The sequence below is a fragment of the Treponema sp. TIM-1 genome, assembly GCF_046533115.1.
In the GTDB taxonomy this organism is placed as follows: domain Bacteria; phylum Spirochaetota; class Spirochaetia; order Treponematales; family Breznakiellaceae; genus JAIRMO01.
Window position 1 is genome coordinate 35,017 of sequence record NZ_JAJQRC010000007.1, and the last position, 17,260, is coordinate 52,276.

The following is a 17,260-nucleotide window of genomic DNA, read 5'->3' on the forward strand; positions in this document are numbered from 1 at the left end:
GCCTCGTGTATGAGAGCCTCTATTCCGCACAAGCGGAACTTTTCCCCCTATCCCTGGCGGGACAAAAGGTAAAAAACAATGCTGAAAAACACACCCGCAGCGCGGGCAGTAAGGATAATCCGACAAACAGAGAAGCCCCCACCCCCAGGACGCTTACCACCGACAGGTTCCGGATCAGGGAATTGGTTTCTTCGGTTAAAAACAGGAAAGGGGCCGCCCCGCTTATGGTGGTACCGCCGGTGGCGAAAAGGAGGGGAAGTTTTCTTCTGAGGGCCCGGTATAGGTCCGGGGTGAGGTCCCGTTTATTTTTTTTCCACCGGGGGATGCGGCGGATTTCATCGGTGATCAAAACCGAGGCGTTCACCGCCATGCCGCTCACCGCGACAAACGCGCAGGCGGCGGAGGCGGTAATCGGAAAGGCGGAGGCGGCCATTCCCAGGGCGGGGACCGAAAGGGAGGGGAGTACCACCGATAGTACCGCCAGGGGAATGCCAAAGGATTCGTTCTCCGCGGCCATCACCATATAACAGAAGATGAGGGCCAATAAAAACCAAAAAACCGTTCCCGAAAGGGCTTCCGCGGCGGCAATGGCATCCCGGTCAAATTCCAGGGTATAGCCCGGGGGCAGTTCCATGGCGTCAAGGACCGCCATCACCTGATCCCGGACCTCTCTGGGGTCCATGGGACTGGTCCTGATGGAAATAGAGGCTATCCGGCGGCGATCCTCCCGGCGGATACCGGAAGGTTCCGCCTCGGGTCCGCTGTCTTTTTTAACCAGGGAATCAAGCCGTACCGCCTCCCGGGCAGTTCCCGATCCCACCAGCAGCCCCCGGATCTCTTCCCGGGAAAGGGCGGCGATCCCCCGGCCCCGGATACGGACATCGGTCTCCCCCTGCGGGCTTATCCGTTTATAGGCCACCGGACCGTGAACCCCCCGCCGGACCCGGTCGGCCAGTTGGGAAAATTGAATGCCCGCGGTTAACAGCCGTTCCCGATCCGGGACCAGGGTAAGCCGCCGGCTTCCTTCTTTAAAGTTAAGGACCGTTTCCCGGATGAGGGGTATGGTCCCGCAGAGCCGGGCCGCGGCTTCCGCCAGTTCCCGGCAGGTTTCGTCATCATCCCCGGTAACCTTGATCTCCCAGATCCGTTCCCGGGAGGACATTTCCGGGATATACACAAAGCCGCCGGGGATACCCTGGGTTCTGACCAGGTTCCGAAGCTTATCGGCGGGGATGATCCGGGGATCAAAGGTTACGAGGACCGACCCCGAAGCGGTCCGCGCCACGGTTTGTACCGTCTCTACCCCTTCATGTCCCGTTAACCCCTCCGCATACGGGGCGAGGAGTCGATCCGCTTCTTCCGCCCTGAGGCCTCCCTCAAATTCAACCTGGGCATACAGGGACCGGGCGGAGCTTTCGGTACCCACATCGGCTCCGGCAAGGACGAGGGCGGTAATGCCTCCGGCGGAAACAAGACCCCATACAATCAGGGGCCCGTAAGGCCGGGCAGTGCAAAACCGCAGATGGGCGGCCAGAAGCCGCAGCCCCTTCCTGGTTATTTTCCTTTTTATCTTTGCCAGAAACAAGAAGAAGCCCCCCCGGGATGGGGCGAAAAAATCTTTATTTTGAGAGGATCCCAACACCCCAAATAAGGCCGGGGATCGGCCCCCGGGATTACCCTGTTTTTTACGGGCACCCGTTCCCGCCGGGAACGGGCCGGGGCTTTTTTTTAGCCCCCACAGGAGGAGGGGCGGAACCAGGACCAGGGCCGTGGGAAGGGCCAGAAAGGTAACGGTTCCGATGGCCCAGGCCAGGGTACTGATGCCGCCGGCCAGGGATTCCATGGCGATCAGGGGTAACAGGGCGGCCATGGTGGTAACCGAACCGGATACCAGGGGAAGGTGCAGATCCGTAAGGAGTTCCCTGCCTTCTTCAATGGTCCGGGCTTTTCCCAAGCCTTCGGAACTGAGGATGGCCGCGTCCACCGCGGCGCCCACCCCGGCGGAAAGTCCCGCCAGCAGCCCCCGGTCCAGGGAAAACCCCAGGAGGGACAAAAGGGCCGCCGACAGAAGGCAGATAAAGGGAACCGTTAACCCGGAAACCAGGGCCAGGAAGGCCCGCCGCCGGCCCCAAAAACCGGGACCGGCCTTACCGAGGAGGGCCGCCAGGAGGGCTACCGCGGCGGCCCCCTGCAGGGCGGCGGCCAATACCGAGCCAAAGGCGGCGGTTTCCTCCGCGCCCCGATCCGAAAGCACCTGGAATTCCAGGGGCAGATCGGTAAATTTTTCCAGCTCCCCCCGGATAAGGCCCGAGAGTTTTGCCGGGTCCGCGTCGGATCCGGGAAGGACGGCGATCACCGCGGCGCTTTTTCCGTTAAGCCGGGAGAATGATTCCGGTTCCCGGTTCTGTTCATACACCCGGGCCGTATCACGTAACCGGATCACCCCTCCTTGGGGAAGGGGGATCCAGGCGTCCGCCAAGGCCCGGCAATCCTGGTAACGGCCGTCCAGGGTAATGAGGATATCCCGGCCGTTGCTCTTGATAGACCCGCCGGGAAGGAGGAGATCGTTTTTTCCCAGAACGCCGGCGATCAGGGAGGCGTCAAGCCCCCGGGAGGCGGCTTCCTCCGGTTTAAGGGCGATGACGATTTCGGGGAGTCCGATACCGGAAACTTCTACTTCCCCGGCCCCGTCCAGGGCTTCCAGGGCAGGCTTAACGATCCGTTCCAGGTACTGTCCCAGGGCGTCATCATCGGCGCTAAAGACCGCCGCGGTCCAGAGGGGAAGCCGAGAATCGTCGGAGGAGAGGAGTTCCGGCCGTTGGGCCGATGAAGGCAATGCCTCGTAGACCCCCTGGGCCGCTTCCCGGACCGCCTCATACGCGCCGGGAACCTTTTGCCCAAAATGGACAAAGGCCCGGACCTTTCCGTTCTCACTGAGGGTCATGATTTTTTTGACCCCCCCGATGGAAGAGAGGGCATCCTCCAGCGGAATAGCCGCGGTCCGTTCCATCTCCCGGGCATTTACCCCATAATGCCGCAAGATAATGGTATAACCGGGATTTCCCCGTGGATTTTCCCCCCGATCCCCTCCGCTTACCATAATAAAAACCGAAAGCACCGTAAGGGCAAAGATCATACAGAGGGCGGCTATAGGTTTTTGCAGCCAGGATACCGGATTTTGCATCAGGGCGATCCTCCCCGGGGGCTTTTCACCGGGTCCCCCGCCTTAAGAAAAGAAATAAAGACGGGGGGAAGGGCAAAGAGGGTAAGCAGGACGGCGGCGCCTATTCCCCCCAGCATGGCCGATGCCATGGAATGTTGGTTTGAACCCAGGGGGGAGATGACCAGGGGCAGCAGGGCAAAGAGGGTGGTCAGGGTGGTAGCCAGTACCGGCCGGAAGCGCTCGGCGGCCCCGGAATAAACCGCGGCTGCCGCCGGAAGGCCCCGGCCCATCTTTTCCACGGCGGTCTCGTAGAGCAGGATCCCGTTATTCACCGCCAGGCCGAAAAGCACGACCAAGCCGAGGACCGAGCCCGAATCAAGGCCGGCCCCGGTGATCAGCAGGGCCGGCCCGGCTCCGGCCAGGGAAAAGGGTATGGTTAACATCAGGATCCCCGGAAGCAAAAAGGATTCAAATTGGGCCCCCATGGTCATATACAAGAGGATCAGCACCAAAAACAGGGTAACCATCAGGGAGCTCCGGTATTGGATAAAGGCGGATTCATCCGCCCGGGAGATCCCCGGGGTTTTGCTTAACTCGTCCATAACCCGGGACAACTCCGCTTCCGCCCCGGGCCGGGGAAGGGCGTCCAGGTATATCACGTCCCCCCGGTCCAGCCGGGCCAGGGCCGCCTCGGCCTGGGTCTGTTCGACCCTGCCCAGGACCCCTAAAAAAACCGGCCCCCCCTCCCCGGCCCCCAGGGGAATCGCCTCCACCAGGGCTTCGGGTTTTGAAAAATCCCGGCGGAGATCCCCGGCAACCCGGATGTCCAGGGGCCGGCCGTCGATTTCCAGCCGGGCGGCCACCACCCCTTCGGTGGCGGCGTGAACCATTTCCGCCATCTCCATCACCGAGATCCCCAGGTGGGCGGCGGCCTCCCGGTCCGGGTAGATCCGCAGTTCCGGCCGGGCGCCGGAGGGCCGCAGATTGGCTGATCCGGGACCGGCGGAACGGTCCACCCATTCCGCCGCCTCCCGGGCCCGGAAGACGGCCTCTTCCCGGTCCTTACCCCGGATGGCCAGGGTATGACCCGGGGAAATCCCCAGGAGCCGTTCGGTCCTGTCCTGGGGATAGGCGGCAGTCCCCACTGTTCCCGCAGGAAATTGGGAAATAACGGACCCTTCCAGGACCTGCCGGATCTCCGCCATGGCCTTGACCGGTTCGGCCCCCTTTCGTAGGATACACCGGAGCCGGAGTTCCTCCCGCCGGTAATCCGTATCGGCCCGGCGGCCCACATCCTCTTCCTCCGCCCCGCCCCGGCCAAAGGTTTTTTGTATGGCGGGAAGCTCAGACAGGGCCCGGGAGAGGAGTACCCCGTATCTCCCCGCCGCCTCCAGGTCCGTACCAACGGGAAAGGTGAGGCTCACCTCCACTTCCCCGGCCTTGTCGGGAAACACAAAAGCCGCGGGCCGGGTCAGCAGAATGAAAGCGCCGGCCAGGCTAAAACCGAGGGCAAAAAAAACTACCCTGCCGGGATGCCGCAGCGTGGAGGCAAGTAAACGCCGGTATTGGGGGGAAGTTTTCCGGCTTAGTCCTGATCTGGGGGACCATTTATAGAAAAGCCCAAAGAGGGCCGGCAGGGCGCATTGGGCAAAGATCCACCCCGCGGTAATCGAGGAAACCAAAGAAACCGACAGATCCCCAAAGAGGGCGCCCAGGGGGCCGGGGAGGAAGACGATGGGGATAAAAACCACCGCAGTGGTGAGGGTGGAGGCGAAACTCGAACCGGACACGGTGGATACGCAATCCCCAATCTCCTCTGCCGGGGGCGGTTGGGAGCGGCCGGAGAAATTCCGGTGGAGGAGGTCCAGAACTATTACCGCCGTATCCGAGACCAGGCCAATCCCCAGGGCGATTCCCCCCAGACTCATACTGTTGAGGGATCTTCCGGTAAGGGCGAGGAAGACCAGGGCCGCCGCCGCGGACAGGGGGATGGAAAGGGCGGTGAGGATACTGTACCGTACCTGACGAATAAAAAAGATCAGGGTCCCGATAACCGCGGCGCTCCCCAGGAGGGCGGAAATACTTAAGTTTTTTACCCCCTCCAGGATAATGCCGGAGGAATCGTATACCAGGGCGAGTTCCAGGTCCCGGGAAAAGGCGGTTTTTGCCTCCCCCAGGACCCTTTCGATATCCCGGGATAGTTTTACCGGATCAGCTCCGGGACGGCGGTATATCTCCAGGGCCACCTGCTCCCGGTTATCAAAAAGAAAAAGGCTCTTCCGGCGGGCCCGTCCCTGGGTCAATTCCGCCAGATCCGAAAGGCGGACCGGCACCGGCCCGGCGGGGACCGGAATTCGGGCAAGTTCTTCCACCGAACCGGGGCGGCCGGAGCTAACCACCACCAGTTCCATATCCCCCTCCCGGGCGTTTCCCGCGGGGATATCCGCGGTTTCCGCGGCAAGGTACTGGGCCAAATCAACCGGTCCAAGCCCCCCGGAAAGGGACCGGGGTATATCCACCGTGATCCGGGCTTCGGGGTTTTCCCCGCCCACCAGGATCACCGTACCCACCCCGTCTATCCTTCTGAACCGGGTCCGCAGCTCATATTCCGCCAAATTCCGGGCAAAAACCCCGTCCCCGGCAGGGGAAACCACCGCTAGGATGCTATGGGGTTCCTCAGTAGGGTCCCCGGGCACCACCAGGGGTTTCTTCGCCCCCTCGGGAAGATTCGGATAGACCGCGTCAATCGCCTCCCGGACCAAAACCGAGGCGCCGTTGGGATCGGTCCCCCACCGGAAATCCAGTACCACCACCGAAGCCCCGTCCCGGGAAACGCTCCGCAGCCGTTGGAGGCCCTTGACCGACGAAAGGGCATCCTCCAGGGGTATGGTCAGGATGGACCGCACATCGGCGGCGCCCATCCCGGGGTAGAGGGCCTCCACCGTAACCCGGGGATAGGAAATATCCGGCAGCCTATCCAGGGGCAGTACCGAAAGGGCAAAGCCGCCCCCAAAAACCAGGGCGGCCATGGTCATGATAACCGTTACCGGACGGTTTACACAAAATCGGATCAAATTCTTCACGGTAATATCCTTATTAAACCGGTTTCATCACCCATGTTTTTTGAAGCCGTCCCTATTTTAAAAGCGGAAGCCGAAAGACTTTTTCGTTCCGGTTCCCCAAATTATCCTGAAGGCCGGAAGCTATCTGAAAAACCACGACCCCCGGATCGGTGGTATTAATCAAAAACCCCTTGACATTTATGCGATAATATGCTTCCCAGCCCGGCGGGGGAGTGGGAACGGAAAAATTCCCGGCCTCCATACTCCGGGGGAAAAAGGAGAGGGCATTATGGGTGGCGTCGACCCGGAAGAGGTTCATCAGGGAGAGGAGGTCTATCTCCGCCCCCGGGGCACGGTCGAAATAGAGTTCTATCCAGGTTGGGGTTGATTCGGTATAGGGGTACCGGCCGGTCCCGGGAAGGATGGGTAAATCCTGGAAGGGCTCGTCCACGGAAAAAGCCGCTGCTTGATAGTATTGTTCCGGGGGCAGGGGATTACCCGTTGTTTCGTCCCCAAGGCCGCCGGGAGCCATGGGTAGGCGGATACCTGCCAGGGCGGGGGGCTTGGAATAGGGACCGTCCGCTCTGATCCGGAAACTTACCGGATCGGTGCTTTCGTTTCCCGCCTTATCCTTGACCCCGGCGTTTATTCTGATAAGGAAAGAACTTAAATACTCGGGTTTTTTACTAAAACTAAACACCACCCGGTCGGCGTATCCCGATTCGGTTTCCATCTCCAGGGGCAAGGCCTTTTCCACCACCAGGCGGTTTCTGAGATCCGCCGTATCCACCGGTTCGGAAAATTCCAGCCCGAGCCGATAAGCGGATTCCCACCGGGGATTTTCCCCCAGCAAGGGACCGTCCCCCGCCGGAACCAGCTCCATCACCGCCGCTCCCTCCGGGTCCAGGGCACGGGCCGCTGTTAAGCGGGGAGGGGTTTGGTCATTCCCCACGGTAAAATAGGTGGTAAATTCCTTTCCCAGGGTAAGCCCCAGGGAACTGGAAAAATCCGGGGCAACCCGTATACGGTAGGTCGTGCCCATAACCCAGGGTTCCTGGGGCGCAAAAACCGCCCGGTAGCCGCCGGCTTCCAGGCGCCAGGAACCGCCTGAGGAGGGGCTAAAGGAAACGGCGTTAACACAGGAAGTAACCCGGGGGGGTTCGGAAAATTCCATACGGATCTCCTGCCAGGGATCCAGCACCGTCCCCATATCCTGGGGGTCCACGGAAAGAACCACCGGACGTTTGCCCATACCCCGGGTGGTAAAGGGGGCTTCAAATTGCTCATCCAGGGATATCCCCTTTTGATCCTGGGCGTCTTCCCGGATGGTTATCACATAATCCCGGTTCAGTTCCAGGGGAACCGCGGGGGTAAAAACCAGGGTCCGCCCCGACCACCCAAAGGAACCGTTCACCGATGAACCGTCTTCGGTTAAGGAAAAGGAATGTTCCACGCTGAGGGTATCCGGATCATGGGAAAAGGAAACCGAAACCCTGATCCGCTCCGGCGTCCCGTGGTACCCGGTTCCGGGACTCCATTGGGCAACTTCAAAGGGGGATTGCCTGAGGATATCACAGGAAAAGAGCAGGCTTACCAAAAATATCCTTGCCAGGGCCGTAAAAAAAGCATATCCGATCTTTTTCACGAATCCAAAACCTCCATATAGATATGTTGGGTATCTTTTAGACAGGAACCTTGGCCATTGGAAATGCCGCTTTTCCCGCCGGGGATGGTGAGCCGATAAAAATGGGGTTCCCCCGGCGTTCCCGGTTCAAGCCCTTCCCATTCCATAAAAAGGGTATCTTCCGAAGACCAGGCAGCGGCCTTAAGGACCGCCGAACCCAGGGATGCGGGAAACCAGGGATCCAGCGAAATTTCCAGGACCGTGGCAACCATAGCTTCCGGGGAAAAGGGAAGGGAAAACTCCAGGGTGATCCCGGTTATTTCGGTGATCCCTTCCAGGGGAAAGGCATAATACCCGGAACCATCGCCCGCATCCATCGCCAGCGGGGGCTGTCCGTTTACGGACAGGGAAGGGATCCGCAAAAAGGGAATATCCGGGGTAAAATAGCATATAAAATCCACCCCCATCCGCAATCCGCTCGTATCCTGGGTATCGCCGGACACCGTGAGGGTATAGCGGGTTTCAGCTTCCGGATCCCGGTCCGGAACATACACCAGGGAAGAAGGGCTTAGGATTTCCACATTCCCCGAAAGGGAAGGTTCCAGCCGGATCGCCTTCCGCATACTTTCCTCATCCATGGGTTTATTAAACCGAACCCCTATTCCCTGACCGCTCCCCAGGCCGTTCTCCATATCGGCGCCGGTTCGTACCCAGGGCGGAAAAAGCTCCGGGACAGGCGCCGTTGTTTCGGGAGGATCCCCTCGCAGCAGGGGGAACACCTCAAGCACCACCGGGTGGGACCGATCCAGGTCGGTGGTAAATTGGGCGGACACCGGTTTTGCCAGGGGCGCTCCCTCCCGGCTCAGGGCCTGGTCCAGACTCCAATGGTAGGTGGTCCAGGGGGATAGGGGTTTATCGGTCCTGACCCTGAGGATCCGGTCGTCCCCGTCCCATTCAAATTTTTTGTTCCCCGCCCCGTCCAGGGAAAAGCCCTCCTCCACACTCCGGCGATCCATGGGCAGGGAGAAATTTAGTATAACCGTCCCCCCGTCCTCCGCCGTCACCCCCACGGAAGCACCGTCGGCGGGGGAAAAGGAATCAAGCCGGGGAAGCTCGGCCCGGGAGACCGCGAAAAACGGAAGGTACCGGGCAAGTCTGAGTTCCCGGCCGTCCGCGGCGTAGATCTCCCCGGTAAGGCTCAGGGTATACCGCCTTCCGGCGATCCACCCCGCGGCAGGGGTAAAATAAAGGGTATTCCCCTGCCACCGGAGATCCCCCTCCACGACCCCCCTGGAAAAACTCACCGAAATCGCCTGTTGGGCCGTAGTTTTAACCATCTCCGTATCAAAGGAGAGGACCACCGGCGTATAGTAATCCTCCAGGACCTCGTAGGGTTCACGGGGAATGGTCTCTACCCCGATGGGCCGCAGATCGATCACGGCACAGGAACCCAGGAGGAAAAGGCCGATTAACGCCGCCGGCCCTATCCGGGGATGTACCCCTGCGGCCCCGGAAACTCCGGGATCATTCCACCAGCGAAACATATACCCCATCCCGTAATCCCCCATCGGGCCGCGCCACCACCAGATCCCCGGGACGAAGGCCGGCTTCAATCTCCCGATCTTCCCCTAGGGATATCCCAAAACGTATTTCCCGTTCATGGACGGTATTTCCGTTAATCACAAAAACCACCCCCTGGTTGTCTTTTTTATGCACTATGGCGGAATCGGGGATGACCGTCACCTTTCGGGGCGGCCCCAGGGTGATAGAGACCCGGGCAAACATCCCCGGTTTCGGCAGGCCCGTTCCGCCGGCGATACTCTCCGGGGAGAGCAGGACCCGCACGGAGAAGGTAAAGGACTGACTGTCCGCTATGGGGGCTACCAAATCCACGGCGCCTGCATAGGTTCCCCCGGTTCCGTCCAGACTTACCGTGGCGGCCATACCCTTCTCCAGCCGCAGGGCATCCTCCTCCCGCACCGGGAATACCCCGTAGAGGGAATCCGTATCCATGAGGGTCAGGATCTTATCCTCCCGCTTTACCCGTTCCCCCACTTCCATATAGAGGGCGCCTACGGTTCCGGCCAGGGAACTTTTTATCACCAGTTCCGATTCCGCGAGTTTCGCCGATTCCAGTTCCTTGGCGGCCGCCTGAAGGCTGGCCTGGGCAGCCTGGAATTCGGCCCGGAGGGTGGCGGTGGCCAGGACTATGTACAAACGCCGCTGTTCCCCCTCATTTTTGGGCAGGGGAAGTCCCGCGGCGCTCAGGTCCTGATTCCGGAAGCCGATGCGGCGGATCTCCAGATCCTTTTCCAACAGCCGGATCTTCTCCTCCTCCGAATCCAGGGAGAAACGGCCGGTCCGTATGGCCTCTTCGGTAACCCCCCCGGCCTCGTAGAGGGCTTCTTCCCCCCGGTGTTTCCGTTTCTGCTCTTCATGGATCTTCCGGGCCTGTTCCAATTCGGCTTCCGCCTTTTCCAGGTTGAGGAGCTGGGCTTCCGCCTGAAATTCCCCTTCCAATAAACGGGACCGGGCCAGGTCCTGGGCTGCCCTGGCCTGGGAAAAGGTATTCTGCGCCCTGCCCACCGCCAGGGAAATCTGGGGATTCTCCAAAAGCGCCAGCGTATCCCCGGCTTGGACCTTATCCCCTTCCCGGTAATACAGGGCGGCCACTATTGCGTCCTGGGGAGCGGCCACATCCACTTTTTTAAGAAACGACAGGGTCCCGAATCCGCCGATCTCATGGGGGATATCCCGCTCCCCAATCACCACCCCCCGGACCTGCCGGGGGGCCTCGGTTTCCTCCCCCTTTGAGGAGCCGCAGGCCGGCAGGATCAGGGCGAAAAGAAGCAAAAGTCCCGCCGGGCCTTTCCGTTTGGAACCGGTTCCGGGAACCAGCCCGGTAAAAACGCGGGCAGGGAGCGTATCATTCATAGGAAGCTCCGGGAATATGGGTTTCGCCGGCAAATGCCGCTAAGGCGCCGGGCCGGAGGTCCAAGAAACGTTCCAGCTCCCGTTCCGCCTCCAGGAGGGTTATGGCGGTTTCCACCAGGGCCAATTCCCGCTGGGTATGTTCCTGCCGGGCTTCCATCAGATCGAGCCGGGTGATCTGGCCCAGGTCCAGGCGCAGTTCCGCGAGACGGAACTGTTTCGCCGACAATTCCAGGGATTCCAGGGCCAGGAGCCGTTTCCGGTTGATAAGCCGGCATTTTTCCGCGGCCAATACCGCCATACGGCCCACCTGCTCAAAACTCACCTGGAATTTTTTCCGTTCCAGGGCAAGGGCCAGGTCCGCGGAACGGCTGGTCATGGCCTCCGCGGGTTCGGGCAGGGGGGACAGGGTGTTCTGCAGTCGGGCGCTTCGGTCATAGGGCGGTTCCCTGCCGGCCGAACCCTGGATACCGGCCGAAAACCAGGGGGATGAAAATTCAACGGTCAGCCCCAGGGTCCAGCCATACTTCGTCAAGGGGTAACGCTGACCGTTGAGGCTGAATCCGCCGGTCAACCGTATGGTGGGCATCCAGGATAAGCGGGCATACCGGGCTTCCGCCTGTTTTTTCACTATCCCGTACCGGGCTTCGGTAAGGTCCGGATTCCTGGCCTGGGCCCTGCCCCGGATCTCCGCTTCCCCGGGTAAGACCGGGGAGCGCCGAACATCCACGGCCTCCAAAAGGGGGGGAAGCCGGTCCAGCCCCAAGGTCTCGGCCAGCTGCTGTTCCGCCTCCTCCAGTTCCATTTTAAGGGAGAGGATCTCTATCTCTTCCCCCGCGAGGGTAAGATCCGCGCCGGTCAAATCCGCGGGCAGGGCCAGGCCGAGCTCGGTTTCCCTGGACAGGATAGTCCGCTGTTCCCGCAGCGCTTCCAGGGCAGCCTCCCGAATGGCCAGTTGGGCCCGCACATACAGTACATTCCGGTATGCCCCCAGGGCAGCCTCGGCGATTTCCCCGGCCATCCGCTCCAACCGGGCCCCCAGCAGGGTGAGTTCCGCCTGCTCCACGGACCGGCTTATGGCGGTTCTCCCCCCGTCCCAGAGGAGCTGATCCAGGTTGATCCCGTAATTTTTTAAAAAAGAATCGTTCCCTATGGTGGAAACCCGGTCATCCTCGGAAACACTTAAAGATAGGCGGGGAAAATAGGCCCGCCGTCCCAGAATCCAGGCCCCTTCCCGAAGGTTTCGCTGGGCGTATTCATTCCGGAGCTCGTCGGAGGCGGCCACCGCCATGAGGGCGGCTTCGGCAAAACCGATCCCCTCCTCGGCCCCAAGCCCGGAAACCGCCGTGAAAAGGCAGGCCAGAAAAAAGGGTTTCCCCCATGATCGTATCGCCGAAACACCCTGGTTTTTCATTTTTTTAACGCCCCAAGCGCCCTTTTAACCGCGGTTTTCAACAGGCGATCCACCACCGGGGAGGAGGACAAACTGGCCTGCCCGGCTCCCGCGGCCCTGCCCGATGCCAGGGGAACCGGGTCCCGGGACTCCGCCTCGTCCTGCCAGATAAAAACCTCCATCGAGAGGGAACGCCGGGTCTTCCAGCCGGAGACATATTCCCGTTCGATGGCCCGGATATCCGCCCGGTAGCGGGTGGCTTCCCCTTCCGGCACGAGGAGATACCCCTGTTTCAAAAAGATGAGGGGCGCCCTGCCCCGGATCTCCTTTTCTATCGAAGCTTTGTCCACGGGCTTATCCACGGAAACAGTTTCCAGGCGCAGGGTACCGGCCATTTTGGACCGGTTTTTGGAGGACCAGGAATTGCCCGGGGAGGAACCCAGGGAAAGACACCCCGGGAGGAGCGCCAGGCTCCCCCATAAGAAAAGCCAGGGAAGCAGCGGCTTCCGTACCCCATGGAGAAAAGGGGACCTTTTTATCTTCATGGTTGGGCCTCCCGAATGACGGCTTCCAAATTTTCGATACTCCGGAACAGGGGAGTATCCCAGGGAAGGAGACTTTTAGCGCTCAGGAGGTCCCGAAGGGCCCCTTCCCCATTCCCACCAATCCAGCGGATCCGGGCCCGGTCCACAAACACCAGGGCTGACTCCGCGGAGGCCTCCACCGCCCGGTCCAGCAAGGCCGCGGCGGTCCCTTCCCCGGCGGGGCCCTTGTCCCGGTAAATTTCCGCCCCCAGCCTGAGGGCCCGGACATTGACGGGATCATCCTCCAGAAGGGCCGTAATGATCCCTTCCGCCGCCTCGCCCTCATCCTTTTCCCGTAGCAGCCGGGCCAAATAGAGGGAGGCTTCCACCGAAGCGGGCCGGATCGAAAGGACCCTGCGGAAGGTCCCCTCGGCGGCTTTTGAATCGCCGGAAAAATATTCCGCCTTTCCCCGCAGGACCAGGGCCGGCGTAAAGGATCGGACCCCGGAAAGCAGGGAAATAAGTTCCTCAAACCGCCCCTCCTCGTAGGCCGCCTCGGAACGGGCATAGAGCAGCAGGGTATCCTCGTCCACTCTCCGGGAATGACAGGCCGCGAAAAAAACCGGCAGGATCACCAGGACCCGAAAAATCGCTTTTTTTCCCATTTTTTACCCCCTGGAAATATAGAGCAGCCGTTCCGCCAAACGCCCCGAGGCCCGGGCCGCTTCCCGGACGAACCAGTTTTTGAAATCCTCCTGGATGACCAGGGCCCGCAGGGCTCCGGCGGTATACAGGGTGAAGGGATTGTCCTGAAGGGAAAGCAGGCCGAACAGTTCCGTTAACACCCCGGGGTTCCCGGAAGCCACCGACCGGGTAATTGCTTCCTCGATTTCCGCCCGGGTCTTGATACTGCTACCCTCGTTAACGGAGAGGCCCACGGTTTCCGCCAGAATCCCCCGGCAGTCCCCGGCAAAAGGCCCCCGGGGGGCCAGGTTGATACAACGCTCGGCATATTCCCCTCGAATGTGTCCTGAAAAATGCCGGGCCCCCCGGTACCAATATTCAGGAAACCCCTCATACCGGGCCCGGATGGCCCCATAGAGGCCCAGGATCTGGTTAAAAGGCTCCCCCGTTTCAAGGCGGCAGACCAAAGCCATCCACCGGATAAAAGCATCGGGTTCATCCCCCGTATCCAGGCCCTCAAGACACAAGAGCGCCTGGGTCCATGCTCCGTTATGAAAGGCCAGCACCCCTCGGGCGGCGAGCAGGGCCTGGGCCCGTTCTGCTTCCCCCAGGGCAGGGTTGTCGAGAGCCGAATTCTCCCCTCCCCCTTCGTACAGGGCCAACACCTTCTCAAGCCCCTCCGCCATGGCCTCCCTGGTTACTCCGGCGCCGTATCCATAGGCCCAAGAAAGTTCCTTGTAGGCGGCGATCACCGCCCCGCCGTAATCGCCGGACCATTCCCGGATCATGGATTCGCTTAAGCCCATCCCCGGCGTAAAACCGCCAGACCGTTCCGTCTCGGCAAGTTCTTCCAGGGCGGATATATAGGTCCCGGCTTTTTCCAGGGCCGCCGCATAGGACCCGGCCTCTCCCGGAACCGCCCGGTGGGGCTCAGCCTCCCCCGGGGCCGCGGTAGAGGCGCCGGCCTCCCCCGCCCCAGCGGAAAGGTTCTCCCCTGCCACCACCCCCTGTTCTGGCGGGATCCCCTGCGGTTTTTCCGGAAAGCAAGCGGCCAGCATGACACAGAGCAGTACCGCCGGTCCCCGGCCAGCTTTTTTGAACAAAAGAATCATATTCATGATAAATACCCCCGGAAGTATTAAGGCATTGACCCGGGGATTTGCTTTAGTCGAGGTGAATTTTTTTTAAAATACTTTTGTTTTAAAACTTCCGTTATAAAACCGCTTTTACCCGGCTCCCTCCCCCAAATACCGCGGCCAAGCGAAGCTTGCCGTCCATTAAGCCGCTAAAACCCTACCGTCCCGGGAATTCCCTCCTGCTTCCCCCAAAAATACCGCGGCCAAGCGAAGCTTGCCGTCCATCAGCCTCCTCTTCCCCCATCGTAAGGCCGCCGGCCCTTGAGCCCTATGCCACTAAGGCCGTGCCGTGCCCGGGAATTCCCCCTGCTCACCTCTCTGGAATTCCCTGCCGGAGGAGACAAGAACCGCAGGTTCGCCGGCTCCGTAGGCAGATTCTACAGGTAGTGAGCAGGGGGAATTCCCGGGCACGGCACAGTCAGTTGAAATAAGCCCAAGTGCCGCCCGCCGGCTTGTACAGGCAGTGTTTTTTTTATACTTTAAAAGGAGAGGTTATCCATGATAGGTATTATCGGAGCTATGGAAAACGAGGTCATCCTGCTGCGTTCCGCCCTGGAAGACGCCGAATCGGAGCTTGCCGGAGGGTTTGAATTTATCACCGGAAAACTCGGGCGGAAGCCGGTGGTTTTACTGCGCTGCGGCATCGGCAAGGTAAACGCCGCGGTGGGCTGCGCCCTGCTGATCCACCAGTACCAGCCGGAATTGGTGATCAATACCGGATCCGCCGGGGGCATAGATCCCGGCCTGAAATTCGGGGATGTGATCATTTCCGACGGCCTTATCCACCACGATGCGGATGTTACCGCCTTTGATTATGTGCCCGGCCAGATTCCGGGGATGCCGGCGGTGTTTCCCGTTCCCGAGGATCTGATCCGGCGGGCGGAACAGGCGGTGGACCAGTTGAAACAGGAAAACCTGCTTCCCCCGGGGTTTAACCATGCCCGGGGACTTATCGGCTCCGGGGATACTTTTATGCATCAGCCGGAACGGATCAATCGGGTTCGGGAGCTTTTCCCCGCGCTGAAGGCGGTGGAAATGGAAGGAGCCGCCATTGCCCAAACCTGTTACCTTTTCAAGGTCCCCGCCCTGATCATCCGGGCCCTTTCGGACATCGCCGGCGCCGAATCGCCGGTTGCCTTCAACGAATTCCTTCCCATTGCCTCCCGTCATTCCGGCGAGATAGTACAACGGATTGTAAAAAACTATTAAGGAGACCTGTATGGAAAAAATCGCGAGCTTTCAGATCGATCACCTGCGTTTAAAACCGGGGGTGTTTGTTTCCCGGAAGGATCGTTTCGGAGAAACCATCCTCACCACCTTCGACCTCCGCTTCAAGGAGCCCAATAAGGAGCCGGTTATTGATATGCCCGCCCTCCACACCATTGAGCACCTGGGGGCCACCTTTCTCCGTTCCCACAAGAACTGGGCAGACCGGGTGGTGTATTTCGGCCCCATGGGCTGCCGCACCGGCTTTTACGTTATCCTGGAAGGGGACCGGAGCTCCCCGGAAGTACTCCCCCTGATTCGGGAAATGCTGGACTGGATCCAGGCCTTTGACGGCCCCATCCCCGGCGCGGATCCGGCGGAGTGCGGGAACTGGCGGGAGCAGAACCTGGATATGGCCAAATGGGAAGCGCAGCGCTACGCCGAAGTGCTGCGTAAGGCGGGCAAGGAGAATCTGAATTACCCCGGCTGACGGTACTTGAGCTTATTTCATTTGACCGTGCCGTGCCGGGAATTCCCCCTGCTCCCTACCTGTAGAATCTGCCTACGGAGCCTGCGAACCTGCGGTTCTTGTCTCCCCCGGCAGGGAATTCCAGAGAGGTGAGCAGGGGGAAATTCCCGGCACGGCACGGCCTTAGTGTCATAAGGCGCAAGGGCCGGCGGCCTGATGAACGGGGGAAGAGGAGGCCGACGGACGGCAAGCCATACCATCTAAAAGTTGACAAAGGAGAACTAACTGTACAAGAAATACGGCTTAACCCAGAAGGAAATTGCGTTTATTGAGTCTATGATAAGGCCGATGGAGGTTACAAATGAATGAATTTACAGATGATTCTTTCGGTTTGATAAAATTTGGAAAAGAATCTTGGTTAAAAAACATAAAAGAGGGAAAAATTTGGTTTAGGACTATTGAATATTACCAAGATTATGAAGCTGATAATAATATAGGTGATAAAAACGAAGGTGTTTCTGATATATTTCATCCAGATGAAAATACAAAATTTTATTTTTCTCACCCTGCAATAGAAGATGGTAAAACGTTTGAAATTTCAAATATAGCGGGTCCTGTTCATAGCTTTCCCAACTACAGCAGAAATACATATATATTTTGTCTTTCCTTTTTCACAAGTAGAGATATTATAGAAAAAACTATTTATGACGATTCTATTTTAACGCAAAAAGATTGGGACGATGTTTTCTTTTTCTTTAATCCCGTGGAATTTATAAATACAGTCAGGAAATCACTTGATAAATATAATCCATGTTTTCGTAAAGTTCTGTATTTTGATTATTTAAAAAATAACGTCAATTTAGATATTTTTTCAAAGTCTGAGAAATACAGGTATCAGAAAGAAGTAAGGATTGTTTTTCAATATTTTGGTCAAAAAGACCGGCTTATAGAACAAATTAATGATGATACAATAGCGATCACCCTTGATAAAAATATTGAGGGGGTTATAATTCCAACAGACAGCTTTCGAGAAGGCTTTATTGTGGAGAATGCAAGAGGAGAATGATA

The 17,260-nt window shown here is 59.2% G+C and carries 12 protein-coding genes; 3 read left to right on the forward strand and 9 right to left on the reverse strand.

Annotated elements, in window-relative coordinates; all coding sequences use genetic code 11:
- Positions 1-19: 19 nt before the first annotated feature.
- Genes LQZ21_RS04940 through LQZ21_RS04980 form a run of 9 tightly spaced genes read right to left on the reverse strand, consistent with a single transcriptional unit; the run spans position 20 to position 14,499 of the window.
- Positions 20-3,184, reverse strand: a complete 3,165-nt coding sequence (locus LQZ21_RS04940) for an efflux RND transporter permease subunit (protein ID WP_411043088.1) — start codon at positions 3,182-3,184, stop codon at positions 20-22.
- Complete coding sequence (locus tag LQZ21_RS04945; protein ID WP_411043089.1) at positions 3,184-6,246, reverse strand: efflux RND transporter permease subunit; 3,063 nt, start codon at positions 6,244-6,246, stop codon at positions 3,184-3,186. Before LQZ21_RS04945 ends, LQZ21_RS04940 begins: the two co-directional genes overlap by 1 nt.
- Before the next feature lie 52 nt (positions 6,247-6,298).
- The gene (locus LQZ21_RS04950) at positions 6,299-7,870 is read right to left on the reverse strand and encodes an Ig-like domain-containing domain (protein WP_411043091.1); all 1,572 of its coding nucleotides are present in this window, start codon (positions 7,868-7,870) and stop codon (positions 6,299-6,301) included.
- Positions 7,867-9,402, reverse strand: coding sequence for an Ig-like domain-containing domain (locus tag LQZ21_RS04955; protein ID WP_411043092.1), 1,536 nt, complete (start codon positions 9,400-9,402; stop codon positions 7,867-7,869). Before LQZ21_RS04955 ends, LQZ21_RS04950 begins: the two co-directional genes overlap by 4 nt.
- Positions 9,374-10,783 carry an efflux RND transporter periplasmic adaptor subunit gene (locus tag LQZ21_RS04960; RefSeq protein WP_411043094.1) on the reverse strand — a complete coding sequence of 470 codons (1,410 nt, stop codon included), beginning with the start codon at positions 10,781-10,783 and terminating at the stop codon, positions 9,374-9,376. Before LQZ21_RS04960 ends, LQZ21_RS04955 begins: the two co-directional genes overlap by 29 nt.
- Positions 10,776-12,194 carry a TolC family protein gene (locus tag LQZ21_RS04965; RefSeq protein WP_411043096.1) on the reverse strand — a complete coding sequence of 473 codons (1,419 nt, stop codon included), beginning with the start codon at positions 12,192-12,194 and terminating at the stop codon, positions 10,776-10,778. Before LQZ21_RS04965 ends, LQZ21_RS04960 begins: the two co-directional genes overlap by 8 nt.
- The gene (locus LQZ21_RS04970; protein ID WP_411043098.1) at positions 12,191-12,718 is read right to left on the reverse strand and encodes a hypothetical protein; all 528 of its coding nucleotides are present in this window, start codon (positions 12,716-12,718) and stop codon (positions 12,191-12,193) included. Before LQZ21_RS04970 ends, LQZ21_RS04965 begins: the two co-directional genes overlap by 4 nt.
- Positions 12,715-13,362, reverse strand: coding sequence for a tetratricopeptide repeat protein (locus LQZ21_RS04975; protein ID WP_411043100.1), 648 nt, complete (start codon positions 13,360-13,362; stop codon positions 12,715-12,717). Before LQZ21_RS04975 ends, LQZ21_RS04970 begins: the two co-directional genes overlap by 4 nt.
- Positions 13,363-13,365: 3 nt before the next feature.
- Positions 13,366-14,499 carry a hypothetical protein gene (locus tag LQZ21_RS04980; protein ID WP_411043102.1) on the reverse strand — a complete coding sequence of 378 codons (1,134 nt, stop codon included), beginning with the start codon at positions 14,497-14,499 and terminating at the stop codon, positions 13,366-13,368.
- Positions 14,500-15,015: 516 nt separating this feature from the next.
- On the opposite strand from LQZ21_RS04980, the gene mtnN reads away from it, so the two are divergent.
- The 3 genes from mtnN (at position 15,016) to LQZ21_RS04995 (ending at position 17,258) form a co-directional block, all read left to right on the forward strand.
- The gene (gene mtnN, locus LQZ21_RS04985; protein ID WP_411043103.1) at positions 15,016-15,726 is read left to right on the forward strand and encodes a 5'-methylthioadenosine/S-adenosylhomocysteine nucleosidase; all 711 of its coding nucleotides are present in this window, start codon (positions 15,016-15,018) and stop codon (positions 15,724-15,726) included.
- Between the two features lie 10 nt (positions 15,727-15,736).
- On the forward strand, positions 15,737-16,213 hold the full coding sequence (locus LQZ21_RS04990; RefSeq protein WP_411043105.1) for an S-ribosylhomocysteine lyase: 477 nt from the start codon (positions 15,737-15,739) through the stop codon (positions 16,211-16,213).
- A gap of 340 nt (positions 16,214-16,553) precedes the next feature.
- Positions 16,554-17,258: a hypothetical protein gene (locus tag LQZ21_RS04995; RefSeq protein WP_411043107.1), complete on the forward strand. Its 705-nt coding sequence runs from the start codon at positions 16,554-16,556 to the stop codon at positions 17,256-17,258.
- Positions 17,259-17,260: the final 2 nt, after the last annotated feature.